This is a genomic window from Paraburkholderia hospita, assembly GCF_002902965.1.
GTDB lineage: Bacteria > Pseudomonadota > Gammaproteobacteria > Burkholderiales > Burkholderiaceae > Paraburkholderia > Paraburkholderia hospita.
The window spans coordinates 46,159-62,014 of the sequence record NZ_CP026107.1 but is presented as its reverse complement, the minus strand read 5'-3'; the positions used below and the strand labels follow the sequence as shown (position 1 = coordinate 62,014).

General features: G+C 61.9%; 12 protein-coding genes. 3 read left to right on the top strand and 9 right to left on the bottom strand.

Annotation, left to right across the window (positions count from 1 at the left end):
* Window positions 1-174: 174 nt before the first annotated feature.
* The 8 genes from acnB to C2L64_RS33405 form a co-directional block, all read right to left on the bottom strand.
* Entirely contained in the window at window positions 175-2,760 is a 2,586-nt protein-coding gene (gene acnB / locus C2L64_RS33440) for a bifunctional aconitate hydratase 2/2-methylisocitrate dehydratase (protein WP_007584151.1), read from the bottom strand.
* 214 nt (window positions 2,761-2,974) lie between these two features.
* Complete coding sequence (locus tag C2L64_RS33435) at window positions 2,975-4,087, bottom strand: LacI family DNA-binding transcriptional regulator (protein WP_176133804.1); 1,113 nt, start codon at window positions 4,085-4,087, stop codon at window positions 2,975-2,977.
* Window positions 4,088-4,180: 93 nt separating this feature from the next.
* Window positions 4,181-5,140 (bottom strand): dihydrodipicolinate synthase family protein, encoded by a 960-nt coding sequence (locus C2L64_RS33430; RefSeq protein WP_007584149.1) that lies wholly within the window; start codon window positions 5,138-5,140, stop codon window positions 4,181-4,183.
* A 46-nt stretch (window positions 5,141-5,186) separates the two neighbouring features.
* Complete coding sequence (locus C2L64_RS33425) at window positions 5,187-6,506, bottom strand: MFS transporter (protein WP_007584147.1); 1,320 nt, start codon at window positions 6,504-6,506, stop codon at window positions 5,187-5,189.
* A 700-nt stretch (window positions 6,507-7,206) separates the two neighbouring features.
* Window positions 7,207-8,193: an NAD(P)H-dependent flavin oxidoreductase gene (locus C2L64_RS33420; RefSeq protein WP_007584145.1), complete on the bottom strand. Its 987-nt coding sequence runs from the start codon at window positions 8,191-8,193 to the stop codon at window positions 7,207-7,209.
* Window positions 8,194-8,196: 3 nt separating this feature from the next.
* Window positions 8,197-8,790, bottom strand: a complete 594-nt coding sequence (locus C2L64_RS33415; protein ID WP_007584140.1) for a cytochrome b — start codon at window positions 8,788-8,790, stop codon at window positions 8,197-8,199.
* A 44-nt stretch (window positions 8,791-8,834) separates the two neighbouring features.
* Window positions 8,835-10,508 (bottom strand): cation acetate symporter, encoded by a 1,674-nt coding sequence (locus C2L64_RS33410; protein WP_007584138.1) that lies wholly within the window; start codon window positions 10,506-10,508, stop codon window positions 8,835-8,837.
* Complete coding sequence (locus tag C2L64_RS33405) at window positions 10,505-10,819, bottom strand: DUF485 domain-containing protein (protein WP_007584137.1); 315 nt, start codon at window positions 10,817-10,819, stop codon at window positions 10,505-10,507. The genes C2L64_RS33410 and C2L64_RS33405 overlap by 4 nt, the downstream gene beginning before the upstream one ends.
* A 263-nt stretch (window positions 10,820-11,082) precedes the next feature.
* Here C2L64_RS33405 and C2L64_RS33400 point away from each other — a divergent pair, with 263 nt between their 5' ends.
* The 3 genes from C2L64_RS33400 (at window position 11,083) to C2L64_RS33390 (ending at window position 14,261) form a co-directional block, all read left to right on the top strand.
* Entirely contained in the window at window positions 11,083-12,093 is a 1,011-nt protein-coding gene (locus C2L64_RS33400; RefSeq protein WP_007584136.1) for a TIGR03571 family LLM class oxidoreductase, read from the top strand.
* A gap of 1,153 nt (window positions 12,094-13,246) precedes the next feature.
* Window positions 13,247-13,957: an SDR family NAD(P)-dependent oxidoreductase gene (locus C2L64_RS33395; protein ID WP_079487256.1), complete on the top strand. Its 711-nt coding sequence runs from the start codon at window positions 13,247-13,249 to the stop codon at window positions 13,955-13,957.
* Window positions 13,958-14,024: 67 nt separating this feature from the next.
* Window positions 14,025-14,261: a tautomerase family protein gene (locus C2L64_RS33390; protein WP_007580254.1), complete on the top strand. Its 237-nt coding sequence runs from the start codon at window positions 14,025-14,027 to the stop codon at window positions 14,259-14,261.
* 925 nt (window positions 14,262-15,186) lie between these two features.
* Here C2L64_RS33390 and C2L64_RS33385 read toward each other — a convergent pair.
* Complete coding sequence (locus C2L64_RS33385) at window positions 15,187-15,849, bottom strand: MOSC domain-containing protein (protein ID WP_007580255.1); 663 nt, start codon at window positions 15,847-15,849, stop codon at window positions 15,187-15,189.
* Window positions 15,850-15,856 lie beyond the last annotated feature (7 nt).

Below are 15,856 nucleotides of genomic sequence, written 5' to 3'. Positions count from 1 at the left end.
GTCAACTGCGTTGACGCAGATGATCGCTCATGCCAGGCCGCCCGGCAACTGCGCGCGCCGGGATGACGCGCGCAGTCGACTCGCCACCAAAAAAAATGGCGCCGCAGGCATTCAGCCCGCGGCGCCATTGCGTGGCGCTACGACGAGTACAACACGCCGTAGCCCGATACGCGCTTACATCTGCACCGTGTCGGCCACTTTCTTGAAGTCCTCGATCTGGTCGAAGTTCATGTATTGATAGATCTTGTCGCCATTGGCGTTGAGCACGCCCATGTCGGCCATGTACTCCTCTTTGCTCGGGATCTTGCCCAGGCGCGAGCAGATCGCCGCCAGTTCCGCCGAGCCGAGATACACGTTCGTGTTCTTGCCCAGGCGGTTCGGGAAGTTACGGGTCGAGGTCGACATGACCGTCGCGCCTTCGCGCACTTGCGCCTGGTTGCCCATGCACAGCGAGCAACCCGGCATTTCGGTGCGCGCACCGGCTGTGCCGAAGACGCCATAGTGGCCCTCTTCGGTCAGCTGCTTCTGATCCATCTTGGTCGGCGGGGCAACCCACAGCTTGACGGGGATGTCTCGCTTGCCTTCCAGCAGCTTCGACGCGGCACGGAAGTGACCGATGTTGGTCATGCACGAGCCGATGAACACTTCGTCGATCTTCGCACCGGCCACATCAGACAGCGTCTTCACGTCGTCCGGATCATTCGGGCAGGCCACGATCGGCTCGTGGATGTCGGCCAGGTCGATCTCGATGACGGCTGCGTACTCGGCGTCGGCATCCGGCGACAGCAGTTGCGGGTCGGCCAGCCACTGCTCCATCGCCTTGATGCGGCGCTGCAGGCTGCGCGGGTCCTGGTAGCCTTCGGCGATCATCCACTTCAGCAGCGTGACGTTGCTGTTGAGGTATTCGATGATCGGTTCCTTGTTCAGGTGGACCGAGCAACCGGCGGCCGAGCGCTCGGCGGAAGCATCCGACAATTCGAAAGCTTGCTCGACCTTCAGATCGGGCAGGCCTTCGATCTCGAGAATGCGGCCGGAGAAGATGTTCTTCTTGCCTTGCTTGGCAACCGTCAGCATGCCTTGCTTGATCGCGTACAGCGGAATGGCGTTGACGAGATCACGCAGGGTCACGCCCGGCTGCATCTTGCCCTTGAAGCGGACCAGCACCGATTCCGGCATGTCCAGCGGCATCGTCCCCGTAGCGGCCGCAAAGGCGACCAGGCCCGAACCGGCCGGGAAGCTGATGCCAATCGGGAAGCGGGTGTGCGAGTCGCCGCCCGTGCCGACGGTGTCGGGCAGCAGCATGCGGTTCAGCCACGAGTGGATCACGCCGTCGCCGGGGCGCAGCGCGATGCCGCCGCGGTTGCTGATGAAGTTCGGCAGCGTCTGGTGGGTCTTCACGTCGACCGGCTTCGGATAAGCGGCCGTGTGGCAGAACGACTGCATGACGAGATCGGCCGAGAAGCCCAGGCACGCCAGGTCCTTCAGTTCGTCGCGGGTCATCGGGCCGGTCGTGTCCTGCGAGCCGACCGAAGTCATGCGCGGTTCGCAGTACGTGCCCGGGCGGACGCCCTTACCTTCCGGCAGACCGCAGGCGCGGCCGACCATCTTCTGCGCGAGCGAGAAGCCCTTGCCGCTGTCGGCCGGTTGCTGCGGCAGGCGGAACAGCGTGGACGGAGCCAGGCCCAGCGCTTCACGTGCCTTGGCGGTCAATCCGCGGCCGATGATCAGCGGAATGCGGCCGCCTGCGCGCACTTCATCGAACAGCACGTCGGACTTGACCTGAAACTCGGCGATCACTGCGCCGTTCTTCAGCGCCTTGCCTTCGTAGGGGCGCAGTTCGACCACGTCACCCATTTCCATCTTCGACACGTCGAGTTCGATCGGCAGCGCGCCGGCATCTTCCATCGTGTTGTAGAAGATCGGTGCGATCTTGCTGCCCAGGCACACGCCGCCGAAACGCTTGTTCGGGATGAAGGGGATGTCTTCGCCCGTGAACCACAGCACCGAGTTCGTAGCCGACTTGCGCGAGGAGCCGGTGCCGACCACGTCGCCCACGTACGCGACCAGGTGGCCCTTTTCCTTCAGCGACTCGATGAACTTGATGGGACCACGCTTGCCGTCCTCTTCCGGCGTGATGCCGGGGCGGGCGTTCTTCAGCATCGCCAGCGCGTGCAGCGGGATGTCCGGGCGGGTGGTGGCATCCGGGGCGGGCGACAGGTCGTCGGTGTTGGTTTCGCCCGTCACCTTGAACACGGTGATGGTCAGGCTTTGCGGCACTTCCGGACGGCTGGTGAACCATTCGGCGTCGGCCCAGCTTTGCAGCACGGCGCGGGCGTTGGCGTTGCCCTTGTCCGCCAGTTCCTTGACGTCGTGGAACTGGTCGAACATCAGCAGGGTTTTCTTCAGCGCTTCGGCGGCCACGGTGCCGACTTCGGCGTCGGGCAGCAGTTCGATCAGCGGCTGGATGTTGTAGCCGCCCAGCATCGTGCCGAGCAATTCAGTGGCGCGGGCGCGCGAGATCAGCGCGCAGGCGGTCTCGCCTTTGGCCACGGCGGCCAGGAAGCCCGCCTTCACGCGCGCGGCTTCGTCCACACCTGCGGGCACGCGGTTGGTGATCAGGTCGAGCAGGGTCTGCTCTTCGCCGGCGGGCGGATTCGTCAGCAGTTCCACCAGCTCGGCGGTCTGCTGAGCCGTCAGCGGCAGGGGAGGAATGCCGAGCGCGGCGCGCGCGGCTACATGAGCACGAAAGTTTTCAAGCATGGGAGACCTGCTGGTATTGCGTTTCAGGGGAGGACTTTTCAGGCACGTCGAAGCTGCTCCGGGCACCGCTTTGATCGCGATTTTAATTGCAATGCCCCACGAGGTCAAATGTCTTATGTCTTATATAAGAGTTGAGAAACAGAAACGTTCAAGATGAAGGGCATTCAACCAGCTGTTCCAGCCAGGAAGCGGACCTTCGGGTCCGCACGCGCTATCAGGATCGCCGCGAAACCTGGCTCGGGCATGACCCCGTGGACTCGCGAACCTGTAATTGCGCACGCACCTCATGTCCATGCTGAACGCGCTTGCCATCGAGTGCGTCGAGCAGGTGTTGCGCCGCAAGCCTTCCAATCTCGGCGGTGTCGACCCGCATGGTCGTGAGTGCGGGACGCATCTCTTTCGCGATCGCGAGATCGTCGAAGCCCGTTACGGACAATTCGCCTGGAATGGCGATCCCCAGATCCTCCGCCTCGCGCAGCACGCCCAACGCAATGTGGTCGTTGCCGCAGATGATCGCGGTCGGGTGCTCGCCCGCCGATTGCCAGATCGAGCGCAAGCTGCGCCGCCCGAATCCGATCGTCGATTCGCCTTCGAACATGTGCTCCGGCCTGACGGCGAGGCCGTGTCGTTCGAGCGCCGAACGAATGCCTGCGACGCGCGCCTGGACCCGGTCGTTGTCGCGAGTCGGCTGGATGCAGACCGCGAACGCGCGGTGGCCGAGGCCAATCAGATGTTCCGTTATTTCAACGTAGGCCGCGTGATTGTCGAAGCCGACGCAGTCGTGCGGGCTGCCCTCGCGATACGCATACGTGACGGCATAAGGCACCCGATAGAGCCGCAATGCATCGAACAGTTCGGCCGGATGCGCCTCGCCAACGATAGCCATCGCCTCAACGCCGCGCGCGAGCATCGCGCGCACCTGCACGATCGCCTGCGCGGGGTCGTAGTTCGAGCAACCGAGCACGAGCGTGATGCCGCGCGCCGCGAATGCCGCCTGCATGCCGCTCACCTGCGAGGCGAACACCTGATCGTCGAGGGTCGGAATGATGATGCCGGCAATATGGCTGCGCGTCGACGCGAGCGCGCGTCCCGCCGCATTCGGAAACCAGTTGAGCGTGAGCGCGGCGTGCTCGACGCGCTCACGTACGTTGGCCGAGACTTTGTCCGGCTCGTTGTAAACGCGCGACACGGTCGCCGTCGATACCCCCGCGAGCTTCGCGACATCCGAGAGCACCGTGCGTCCTGTATTGCGGCGGGCGCGGCTCGTTGGCGTGCGGGCCAGGGCCTTGTCGGCAGCGGGCGCGGGGGAGTCAGGGGAGCGAGGCATCGGATCAGGCAGTGACGGTTGGACGAGGGCGGACGCAGCAAGCGCCGTCATCATACCGTCGCGGCGTTTCGCCGGGCGCGCGCACGCTCATGCTCATGCGGGCGCGCCGAGCGCGGCGATGCGCGAGCGGAAATCCTCGGTGCCGGCGACGATCTTGTCGAGCACCGCATCGAGCGCCCAGAAGCGCTCGCGAACGTCGTAGTCGATCACGCGACAGCGAATCGACTCGAACGTGCCGATGCGCTGATGGTAAATCTTCGCGAGCGCCGGATAGCCGAGCGATTCCGAAACGGCGGCGAGAACGAGAAACGTCGACAGTTCCTCCGCGAGTGCCGGGTCCTGTGCTGCATCGTTGCGCAGCCACTTGTAGAGGTCCGGGTGAAAGTTCGTGAACACGCCGTTGAAGCCTGCCGAGCCGGCCTTCATCGCGTCCCACGCGATCGCCGCGTTGGCGTTCAGGACCTTCAGCGGCGAACCCTGCGCCATCGCGACGCGCCGTTTGACGGTCTGGAGATCGCAACTCACGTCCTTCAGCATGATGAAGCGGCCCGTGTCGATGCACATCTTCAGTTCATCGTCGGAGAGGAGCCGCCGATACGGCGCCGGGCACTCGTAGAGACCGAGCGGAATGTCGGGCGGCAGGCGCTTGAGAAGCCGCTTGAGATTGGCCGTGAAGACCTCCGTTCCCTCGTGCTTCGGATCGAGCCGGTTCGTCACGAGCACGATGCCTTGCGCGCCCGTCGATGCAGCGACGCCGAGTTCTTCCGCCTGGGCATCGGGGTCGTCGCTGATGTGACCGGAGACCACGACGGGAATGCGGCCCGCCACCTTCTCTACGACGAACCGGCCGAGTTCACCGCGCTCGGCGAGGCTCAGAAACTGCATCTCGCTCGACTGCGCGACGGCAAAGAGCGCGTCCGAGCCGTGCGCGATGTACCACTCGATCAGACGTTCGAGGCCGGCGTAGTCGATCATGCCGGAAGCGTCGAACGGTGTCAGCATCACGGGAACGATGCCTTCGATTGAAGTGGGGGAATGCGTGACGCTCGTCATGATTATCTCTCTGAACGTGTTGAATGGGGCCCGGCGTGCGATCTCGTCACGCCTGCGCTCGAATGGCTTCGACGTGTGCGGGCTTATCCTCGATCGGCTTGCGTACGAACAGCACATAGCTCATCGCGCCGACGAACGCGATGCCTGCCGCTGTCAGCAGCGCGGGCACAAAGGACCAGTTCTGCGCGATGTAGCCGGTCAGGATGGGCGCAAGGGCGCCGCCCAGGAAGCCGCCGAAATTCTGGATCGCGCCGAGCGAGCCGATGCGGTTGGGTGGCGCAGCGGCCGTCGCCAGCGCCCATGAACTGGCTGAAGCGGCGTTGGCCAGGAAGATCACCACCGAGATGCACGCGATCGCGATCGTATTGCTCTCCACAAGCGCCGCCGGAATCGTGAACGCGACCATGCCGAGCATCGCGATCACCACCGCGTTGCGGCGGCTCCCGACGGGATTCGTGCTGCGGCTCGTCATGAGATCCGAGAACCACCCGGCCGTGAGCGAGCCAAGAAAGCCGCAGAAGAAGGGAATCGATGCCGCGACGCCCGTGTGCATCAGGCTCATGTGGCGTTCCATCGTCAGGTAGCCCGGCAGCCACGTCAGGTACACCCAGTTGAGGTAGACCGAGCCGAAAAAGCCGATCAGCATGCCCCAGGTGGTGCCATGCGAAAACAGCGAACGCCATTCAGCGAAGGTGAGCGACGGCGCAGGCTTGCGATCCGCCTCGTCACCTTCGAGATAACGGCGCTCTTCTTCGGTCATCGTCGCCTTCACGGGATCGCGATACACCGCAAGCCATACGACCGCCACGAACAGGCCGACGATGCCCGTCACGATGAACGCCCAGCGCCAGTGGAAATTCACGACGAGGATTGACAGGCAGAGCGGCGCGAGCGCTGTGCCGAGCGGGGAAGCCGAGTTGAAGATGCCCGTCGGCTTGCCGCGGGCGCGCAGTGGAAACCAGTTGCTGACGACGCGCGCCGCCGACGGAAACTGCGGCGCCTCGCCGATACCGAGCACGATCCGCGCAAGGATGAACCAGCCGAAGGTCGAGACGAAGCCGCCGGCGGCCTGCGCGAGCGACCAGACGATCAGGCCGATGCCGAGCAGCTTGCGCGGCCCAATGCGATCGACGAGACCGCCCACCGGCAACTGAAATAGCGCATAGCTCCAGGAGAACGCGGAGAGCAGCAGCCCCATCTGACCCAGCGACAAGCCGAGGTCATGTCGGATCAGCGGGTTGGCGACGGCGAGCGTGCCACGGTCCAGATAGTTGACGATGCCGCTGACCATCAACAGCGTCAGCGCCACGATCTGGGCCCGGCGAATTTTCGGTGGGGCCTGCTCGTGGTCAGGGGTTGCGCTCATGATCGTTGTCTCCGCTTCATGTGTCCGATTGAGTTGCGTCGGGCCGCGCCGATACGCTGTCGGGCAGCCTGGAATTGCGCGTCCACTTCGGCGCGCATTGGGATAGAGGTCTGCGCGCCACGGCGCATTGCGCTGAGCGCTCGATCCGTTTCCTCATTTTATGTTAGCGCTTACATTTTGACGCGCTGTCGTGAGTCTCAGCCCGTCCATTCGCTAATAGCGCGCTGAAAATATCGTGTTAGCGCTTACATTTTGAGTCGTACCGGGAGGGATTGCAAGCGCCGGAGGGGTTTTAGCGGGTTAACACCGACCACATTGACGAAGCTGCTAGTGCTTGAAGTCGGCAACCGGCCGGAAGAGATAGGGCCGTTTGCTCCACCGGATGTGCCATCTACGGGACGCGGAGTGCCAAGACCAATGTGGGTCGCCAGTGTGAGTTCGCTGATGCGGCAAGCCGTTGTCCGCTTGCGCGATGCCGTCGGCAATCCGCCACATTGCTGACGTCGAACCTGGCCCAGCCCAATCAATGTCGGCTAAGGCCGAGATGCTCGCCTTGGGTATCGGGCGTGTTTCGGATGTGGACCAGCCGTTCGAGACAGTTCTGTGCGATGGGCGAGCGGCAATGATTGGCCGCAATCAGCGCCTCCCGCCCCGCACACGACGAGCCGACCTCAATGCCCGGCCGTCGAATCACCCCACCCTACGCATAGCGCAACCTAACCCCCTCGAGCCGTTCAACCGCATCCCGCTCGCCCTCGTCAGCAAACCCCTTCACAAGCTCCTCAACACGCGCCGCCGCCGACACCACACGGTCGATCTTCCCAACACCCTGCCCCGCATACAACGACAGCTTCTGCGCCATTCTCGGCTTGTCGATCACGCGCGCGCCGCCGCCGATATGCCGCAACAAATTCCACTTGTCGCGATTCGGAATGACCCGGTGCGGCGTGCCGTATTTCCAGCCGAACGAATAGCCGGTACGGTATTCGGTGTCATCGACAGTCGCATCCACGATCTTTTGCTTGTAAAGCGGATGCGCATTCGACTCGTCACACGCAACGAACGCAGTACCGCAGAGCACGCCGCCCGCGCCCATGTTCATCACAGTGCGGACGTCGTCGCGATTCGTGATCCCGCCTGCCGCGAGCACAGGACGCCCGCCCGCCGCAGAGATAAGCGACGGCAGTAGCGAAAGCAGTCCAATCGTGCCGCGGTTCAGATGCCCGCCGCTCTCGCTGCCTTGCGCAGTGATGATATCGGCGCCCTGCGCGATAGCCTTGCGCGCGAGTTCGACGGAACCGACCTGCACCATGACCACCATGCCCGCGTCTTTCGCGCGCGAAATCATGTGCGGATAGTTCTCCGCATAGAACAGCGACAGCATCCTGGGCCTTTCCTGCAACACGACCTGAAACTGCGCCTCGAATACATCCGGACCGCCAAACGAAGGAACGAGATTGACGCCGAACGGCTTGTCAGTCAGTTCTTTCGTTTCCCGGATCCATCGCCGCAACGCGAGCGGCGGCAGACGCAATCCGCCCACCGTTCCCATCCCGCCCGCATTGGCGACGGCCGCAACAAGCTTCGGACCGGAGATCGCGGCCATGCCAGCGAGGAAGATCGGATATCTGACGCCGCAAAGCTTCGTGACGGCGTTTCCACCAAACTCAAAACCTGTTGTGCTCATGATTCAAAGCTCCACGCGTTTGCCAAGCATGCGTTTCAACGCATCGTTCTTCAACACGAAATGATTCTTGCAGGCACCGAAGATATGCAGCGCCAGGCCAAGCACAAACGGCGTTGCGCCGATCTTGAAAAGAACATCGAAGACCTGCGCGGCCTGCGCGTTTGGATGCATCGGCGACGGAATGATCCATCCGCCGGGCAATTCGACAAGCTGGCCAGCCGCCGATTTCGCCAGCCACGCGGCGACAGGCAGCAGCACCATCGCCAGCGCCAGCGCAGTCGCAACCGACCGGCTCACGATCACCTCGACAGGATTCGGCGTGCCGAGCGGCAGCGGATGCCACGACGTCACGCGCGCCCAAAACCGATAGGCCGAGATCGGAAACAGGATTGCGCCGAGCAGGTTCAGAACCCTCGCTAGTTCGACGTTGGGCGACGCAACAAGCGCAATCTCGATTCCGATGATCGCGAGCACTAGCGCCGCGACGATCCAGTGCAACGCGATCGTGACGGGCGAAAAACCCAGACCGGTATCGCGCCACTGCAAGCGGCCCTGTGCGTGCGTGCCGTGCGCTTGAACATCGTGTGTGGATGACATAGGCGAGTTCGACATTTTTATTCCCTATCGATTGCAGCAGTTCTCTAATGACTGGCGGCGCGCGACGAACCGATGCCCGTCTGTGCGCGAACGAATTGATCGTCGAATTGCTCGCGTTCGTTCGCCGCTCGCGCGCCCTGATCGGTGACCGATCCGATCCATGTGAAGAAGAAGGCGATCGTCATCGAAATGATTGCGGGGTAGTCGTACGGGAAGATCGGCGTCGCGTGTCCGAGTACCTTGACCCACACGGCGGGCGACAGCACGACCAGACCCACTGCACTCACGAGCCCCGCAATGCCGCCCATCAGCGCGCCGCGCGTCGTCAAGCCTTTCCAGTAGATCGCGAGCGTGAGGATCGGAAAATTGACCGACGCGGCCACGCTGAATGTCAGCGCCACGAGGAACGCGACGTTCTGATCCTTGAACACGATGCCGAGCAGGATTGCCACGCACGCGATCGCAATCGATGCGATTCTCGATACACGCTTTTCCTTCGCTTGATCGGCGCGATTGCGCTTGATCACCATCGCGTACAGATCGTGCGAGATAGCCGATGTGCCTGCCATCGTGAGTCCCGCCACGACAGCGAGGATCGTTGCAAAGGCGACGGCGGACAGGAAGCCCAGCACGAGGTCTCCGCCCATTGCCTTCGCCAGATGCATGACGGGCATGTTGCCGCCGCCGATCAGCTTGCCCCCGATCACGCCGCCCTCGTAGAACGACGGATTGCGGCCCACGATCACAATCGCGGCTGTGCCGAGCACCATGACGATCAGGAAGAAGTACCCGATAAAGCCCGTCGCGACGAACACGGACTTGCGCGCCGCCTTTGCATCCGGCACCGTGAAGAAGCGCATCAGGATATGCGGCAGCCCCGACGTGCCGAACACCAGTCCCACCGACAGCGACAGCATCGCAAACGGATCGGCGACGAGCTTGCTCGGCAGCATGATGCCGGCGCCGCTCTTATGTGTGGCGATCGCTTGAGCGAACATGTCGTCGATCGAAAAACCGAACTTGCTCAACGCGAGAACCGCAAGCAGCGTCGCGCCGAACAGCATGAGTACGGCCTTGATGATCTGCACCCACGTTGTCGCAACCATACCGCCGAAGGTCACATACACCGCCATCAGCGCGCCGACCACGATGACGGCATAGTTGTATTGAAGCCCGAACAGCAACTGGATCAGCTGACCCGCGCCCACCATCTGCACGACGAGATAGAAGCACACCACCGTCAGCGAGCCGAATGCCATCAGCGTGCGTATTCTCTGCTGGTCGAGTCTGAACGATGCGATGTCGGCGATCGTGACCTGCCCCAGATTTCTGATGCGCTCGGCAAACAGGAACATCAGCAATGGCCACGCGACGAAGAAGCTCACCGCGTAGAGCATGCCGTCGTAGCCATTGAAGAAGATCATGCTCGTCACGCCGAGCAGCGCCGCTGCCGACATATAGTCGCCCGCCAGCGCGAGGCCGTTCTGAAAACCGGAAATGCCGCCGCCCGCGTTGTAGAAGTCCTTCATCGACTTCGTCTTCGACGCGGCCCAAAACGTGATGCCGAGCGTCGCAACGACGAACGCGAGGAACATGACGATGGCCGTCGTGTTGAGCGGCTGCTTCTGTACTTTTTCGAGCACTTCCGCTGCTGCCATTGCGTCACAGGCGATGAAAGCGGCCAGCACGCCGCCGATGAGTTTGACGCATCGTTTCATTGCGCGTCTCCCGCCAGGACCTGAGCGGTCAACTCGTCGAACTCGCCGTTTGCGCGGCGAATATAGATGCCCGTCAGTATCCACGTGCCGACGATCAGCGCGACGCCCAACGGCCAGCTGATCGTCATGACACTGCCGGGAAACAGCTTCAACGCGAGCACTTTCGGCGCGAAGCCTGCTATCAGCACGAAAGCGTAGTAAGGCAGCAAGGTACCGAGCGTGAGCAATATGACGAGCCTGCGCCTACGCGCGACGAGTCGTACGAACGCCGGCGACAACCGGACGTTGTGAAGTGCAGTCGTTTGGACCACGATGTCTCCTGTATTTCGTTTCGAAGTAGGCGCATTCGAGGGCTACCCGACACGCTCTTCTGTTTTCCTCAACGATAGGAGCGACGATCGATCAAGTAAAATGATGATTGATGATGCATACCATCATCGTGAGTGAAACGAAGTTTTTCACGCGCTTGCCTGCTGTCCATCTCTATTGACGCCGTGTATCAAGTGTTGTTAGCGGCGCTGTGTTTTTCCCGTCGACGCATGTCCGTAAGCTGACGTCACTGGAGGAAAACATCATGGACATGCCAATCGCTTTTCCCGAAACGCAAGTCGAGCGCACTCCGTTCCCTTTGCAGGGTCATCGCGGTTACGACCGCGTCTTCCGGCGCGACGCGCTCACCGTCGGGCTGATCCTGCCGCTCGAAACGCACGCCGCGTCGCCTCATCCGTCAATGGCCGACCATCTGCAGATGGCGCAACGTGCCGAACAAGCCGGCGTGGCCGCGTTGTGGGCGCGCGATATCCCGTTCTACGATCCGCAATACGGCGATTCCGGGCAGATCTTCGAGCCGCTGATCTACATCGGGCACCTCGCCACCGCGACCGAGCGCATCACGCTCGGCACGACAGGCATCGTGCTGCCGATGCGCGAGCCGCTCATGCTCGCCAAGCAGGTCAATTCGCTCGACAGGCTGACGGGCGGACGCATCGTGATAGGGATGTCGTCGGGTGATCGGCCTTCCGAATATCCCGTGTTTGGCATCGACTTTGAAAGTCGCGGGGAGCGTTTCCGCGATGCATATGGGGTTTATCGCAGCGTGAGCGAGCAGAACTTTCCGCGCTTCGAATCGGAGTGTTTTGGACGCGGAGATGGCTCGCTGACCATGCTGCCGAAGCCTGTGTTCGGGAGAGTGCCGACTATCGCGGTCGGGCGCTCGCAGCAGACGCTTGGTTGGATCGCGGGCAATATGGACGGGTATCTTGGATTCGTGCCGGAACCTGCGCGGTTGCAATCATTCGCCGATGAGTGGAGAGAAACGAATCGTCAGACGAACCCCGATGGCGACGCGAAGCCGCTCGCGTTTGGCGGGTTTTTGTACCTGCATCCGCGGCGGGATTTTCCGTTCAAGCGGATCGGTGGCGGTTTTGCGATTGGAAGTCGCGCGCTGCGGGATTACCTCGATCTGGCGCGGGAGCATGGGGTGTCGCACGTCGCGTTGAACCCTCGTGTGACGCCGCGGGATTATCGGCAGATACTTGATGAATTGCATGAGGACGTGCTTCCGGGGTTTGCGCCTAACGAGTAGTGCGGGTTTCTGGCCCTGGTTCGATGGGCTGATCGTTCGCGTATGACGCCGTGTCCGGCTTGCCCGGCGCGGCTTTTTAGGCATGGGCGTCGCCGTTTTTGACTGCGTTGGCACGGTCGATCAGCGTGAATGATCAAGCTCGCAACAGTCAGTTTCATTTGGTGTGCAGTACCACAGGCAGTGTGTCGGTTTTTTTGTGCCTGCTTCGCTGGCGTCCGCGAGGCGGGATTTGCTGCGCATGCGGTTTGGTTGTTTGCCTTTTCGCGGGCATCCGCGTTATGCCTTCGTGCTTCATGCGTCGCCCCTGTGCGGGGCGGCACCTACTTTTCTTTGCCGCCGCAAAGAAAAGTAGGCAAAAGAAAGCGGCTCACACCGCCGTTCTAGTTTTTGCCTGAGGGCCCCCAACGGTCCCACGCTTCACACGGCAGTGCCCTGGTTGGTGCTCGTTGCCAACGCTTCGAACGAACGCCTCACCCGCTTCGAATACCCGTACTCGGGCAAGCAGCAGCGAATGGTATGTGCCGCCCAGGTGGCAAACTGTGTGTAGGTTGCCGCGTCGTATAGGGTGGCGCTCTTACAGGGTGGAATGCATGCGCTATCGGTCCGGAGTGAGGCGTGCGAGGCACTACGACCTACACACAGTTTGCCACCTGGGCGGCGGTGGAATATCTGAGACGGCGTGCGGCAACTCGGGTGCGTGAAGCGGGTGAGGCGCACCGCAAGAGCGTTGGCAACGAACATGGGTCACGTGATTGCCGTGTGAAGCGTAAGACCCTTTGGGGGCCCTCAGGCAGGAAGAAGAGTTGGCGGTGTTAGCCGCTTTCTTTTGCCTACTTTTCTTTGCGGCGGCAAAGAAAAGTAGGTGCCGCCCCGCACAGGGGCGACGCTTGAAGCACGAAGGCATAACGCGGATGCCAGCGAAAAGGCCAAAACACCGACCGGCAACGCTTGAAGCACGAAGGCATAGCGCACATGCCAGCGCAAACGCATACCAACCACCCCGCGTCGCAGACAAAAAAACCCCACTTATTCCTCCCAATCACAACAGTTTGTCCAACCCGGGTGTTCGCAACAACGCCGAGGAAGCCTAGATTTACGACCTAACGGCACTGTCAATTCCGACACAAAGCCGAACAACTCTTCGAGGTCCATCATGAGCAATTCGCAAAAAGTCGCAATCGTCACAGGTGCATCGCAAGGCATTGGCGCCGAGATCGTCAAGGGCTTCCGTGAGCACGGTTATCGCGTCGTCGCTGTCGCGCGCTCGATCAAGCCGTCGGACGATGCGAACGTCGTGGCGATCGCCGGCGACATCGGCGACCGCGCAGTCGCGCAACGCGCCGTTTCGGAAGCGATTGCACGCTTCGGCCGCATCGACACGCTGATCAACAACGCAGGCATTTTCATCGCCAAGCCGTTCACGCAATACACGGCCGAAGACTACGCCGCCGTGCTGAATGTGAATGTGAACGGCTTCTTCCACATCACGCAGCTCGCCATCGCCGAGATGGAAAAGAACAAGAGCGGCCACGTCCTGCAGATCTCGACGAGCCTCGTCGATCACGCAATCTCGGGCGTGCCGTCGGTTCTCGCGTCGCTGACCAAGGGCGGCCTGAACGCCGCAACGAAGTCGCTCGCGATCGAATACGCGAAGTCGGGCATCCGCGCGAACGCTGTATCGCCCGGCATCATCAAGTCGCCGATGCACGCGCCGGAAACGCACGAAGCACTGGGTTCGCTGCATCCCGTCGGCCACATGGGCGAGATGAGCGACATCGTCAATGCAGTGCTGTATCTCGATTCCGCGTCGTTCGTCACGGGCGAGATCCTGCACGTCGACGGCGGCCAGAGCGCAGGCCACTAAGCACGCCACGAAGCACGGCGAGGCGCCGGCAACGGCGCCTGTCCCACACGACATTACGGAGATTCTGATGCCTATCGTGACTATTCAGGTTACGCGCGAGGGAAATACGCCCGGCACGAGCGCAGTAACGCCGGAAGAGAAGGCGCAACTCATCAAGGGAACGAGCGAGTTGCTGCTGAAGGTGCTGAACAAGCCGCTGGAAGCAACCTTCGTCGTTATTCAGGAGGTCGAGAAGGAAAACTGGGGATGGGGTGGGTTGCCGGTTGACGAGTATCGTCGGCTGAAAGCCGAGAAGAAGGACTGAGTGTGGGGATCCGCTTGGGCGCCTTGGCGGCGCGGGCGGTTTGGTTTTTTTGGCTTTGCGGGGCGGGCGTTGCCAGTCGCGTTTTTGTTTTTTTGGTGGCACCCGCGTTATGCCTTCGTGCTTCAGGTGTTGCCGGTCGGTGTGTTTACCTTTGCGCTGGCATCCGGTTTGAGCCTTCGCGGAGCGGGCGTTGCCGGTCGGTGTGTTTGCCCTTGCGTTGGCATCCGCGTTATGCCTTCGCGGTTCATGCGTCGCCCCTGTGCGGGGCGGCACCTACTTTTCTTTGCCGCCGCAAAGAAAAGTAGGCAAAAGAAAGCGGCTCACACCGCCAACTCTAGTTCCTGCCTGAGGGCCCCCAAAGGGTCTTACGCTTCACACGGCAGCATTTCTGTTCGCGTTCGTCGCCAACGCTTCGAATGACCGCCTCACCCACTTCAAACACCCAAACAAGAGCTAGCGGCAGCGAATGGTATGTGCCGCCCAGGTGGCAAACTGTGTGTAGGTTGTCGCGGCGTATAGCTTGGCGCTCTTAAAGGGGGGAACGCGTGCGCTATCGGTCCGGAGCGAGGCGTGTGAGGCACTACGGCCTACACACAGTTTGCCACCTGGGCGGCCGTGGAATATCTGGCACGGCATGGTGAAGCGCGGGTGCGTGAAGCGGGTGAGGCGCGCCGCAAGAGCGTTGGCAACGAACATGAGTCACGTGATTGCCGTGTGAAGTGAGGGACCGGTTGGGTGCCCTCAGGCAAGAAGAAATGTTGGCGGTGTTAGCCGCTTTCTTTTGCCTACTTTTCTTTGCGGCGGCAAAGAAAAGTAGGTGCCGCCCCGCACAGGGGCGACGCTCGAAGCGCGAAGGCAATACGCGGATGCCAGCGCAAAGACAAGCACACCGACCGGCAACGCCCGCGCCGCGAAGGCTCAAACCTCATGGCTCCCGCCGAGCCTTCCCGCGCCGCCAGTCGAGAATGTTGCTCACCGACTCCTCCCTACGCCCCGGCACGACTTCAATGCGTGCGCCAGCCTGAATAAACCCCGTCTGCAGGACGCTCAGATACACACCGGCAAATCCACTCAGATACATATGCTTGACCGCTTTCCTGTACCCCATCGCAGCATTGAGCTTGAAACAGGGGCTGCGCGGCGCTTCCACCCGTAACCTGACCTGATCAATCACGAGCGTATCGCCAACCCAAAGATCCGATTCCAGCAAGCCCTGCGTCGTCAGATTCTCACCGAGCATGCCGAATGCCAACGGCTCGCCCGCATCGGGTAGATCGGCCTCGATGCGCCGTTGCCGCCACCACGCATAGTGTTCGAACGGATAGAGATAAACGGCCTTGTCGAGGCCCCCGTGAACGCTGAGGTCGGCCTGCTCGTCGCCCACAAGCCCGAGCTTCTTCACTTCGACCACCGCGCCTTCGCTCGCGCTGCTCACCGAACGCTTGCGGATCGCCGACTCGACGCTCAGACCTTCGGATGCGAGTCCAACGTCGAGCGGCTGGCACACGCCGATGTTGATCGAAAGCAGCCTTGCGCCGCCTAGCCGCGTCGTGCCGCCGGTTTCTGCATGCGTTGTCGGTTCATCCATTGGGTGG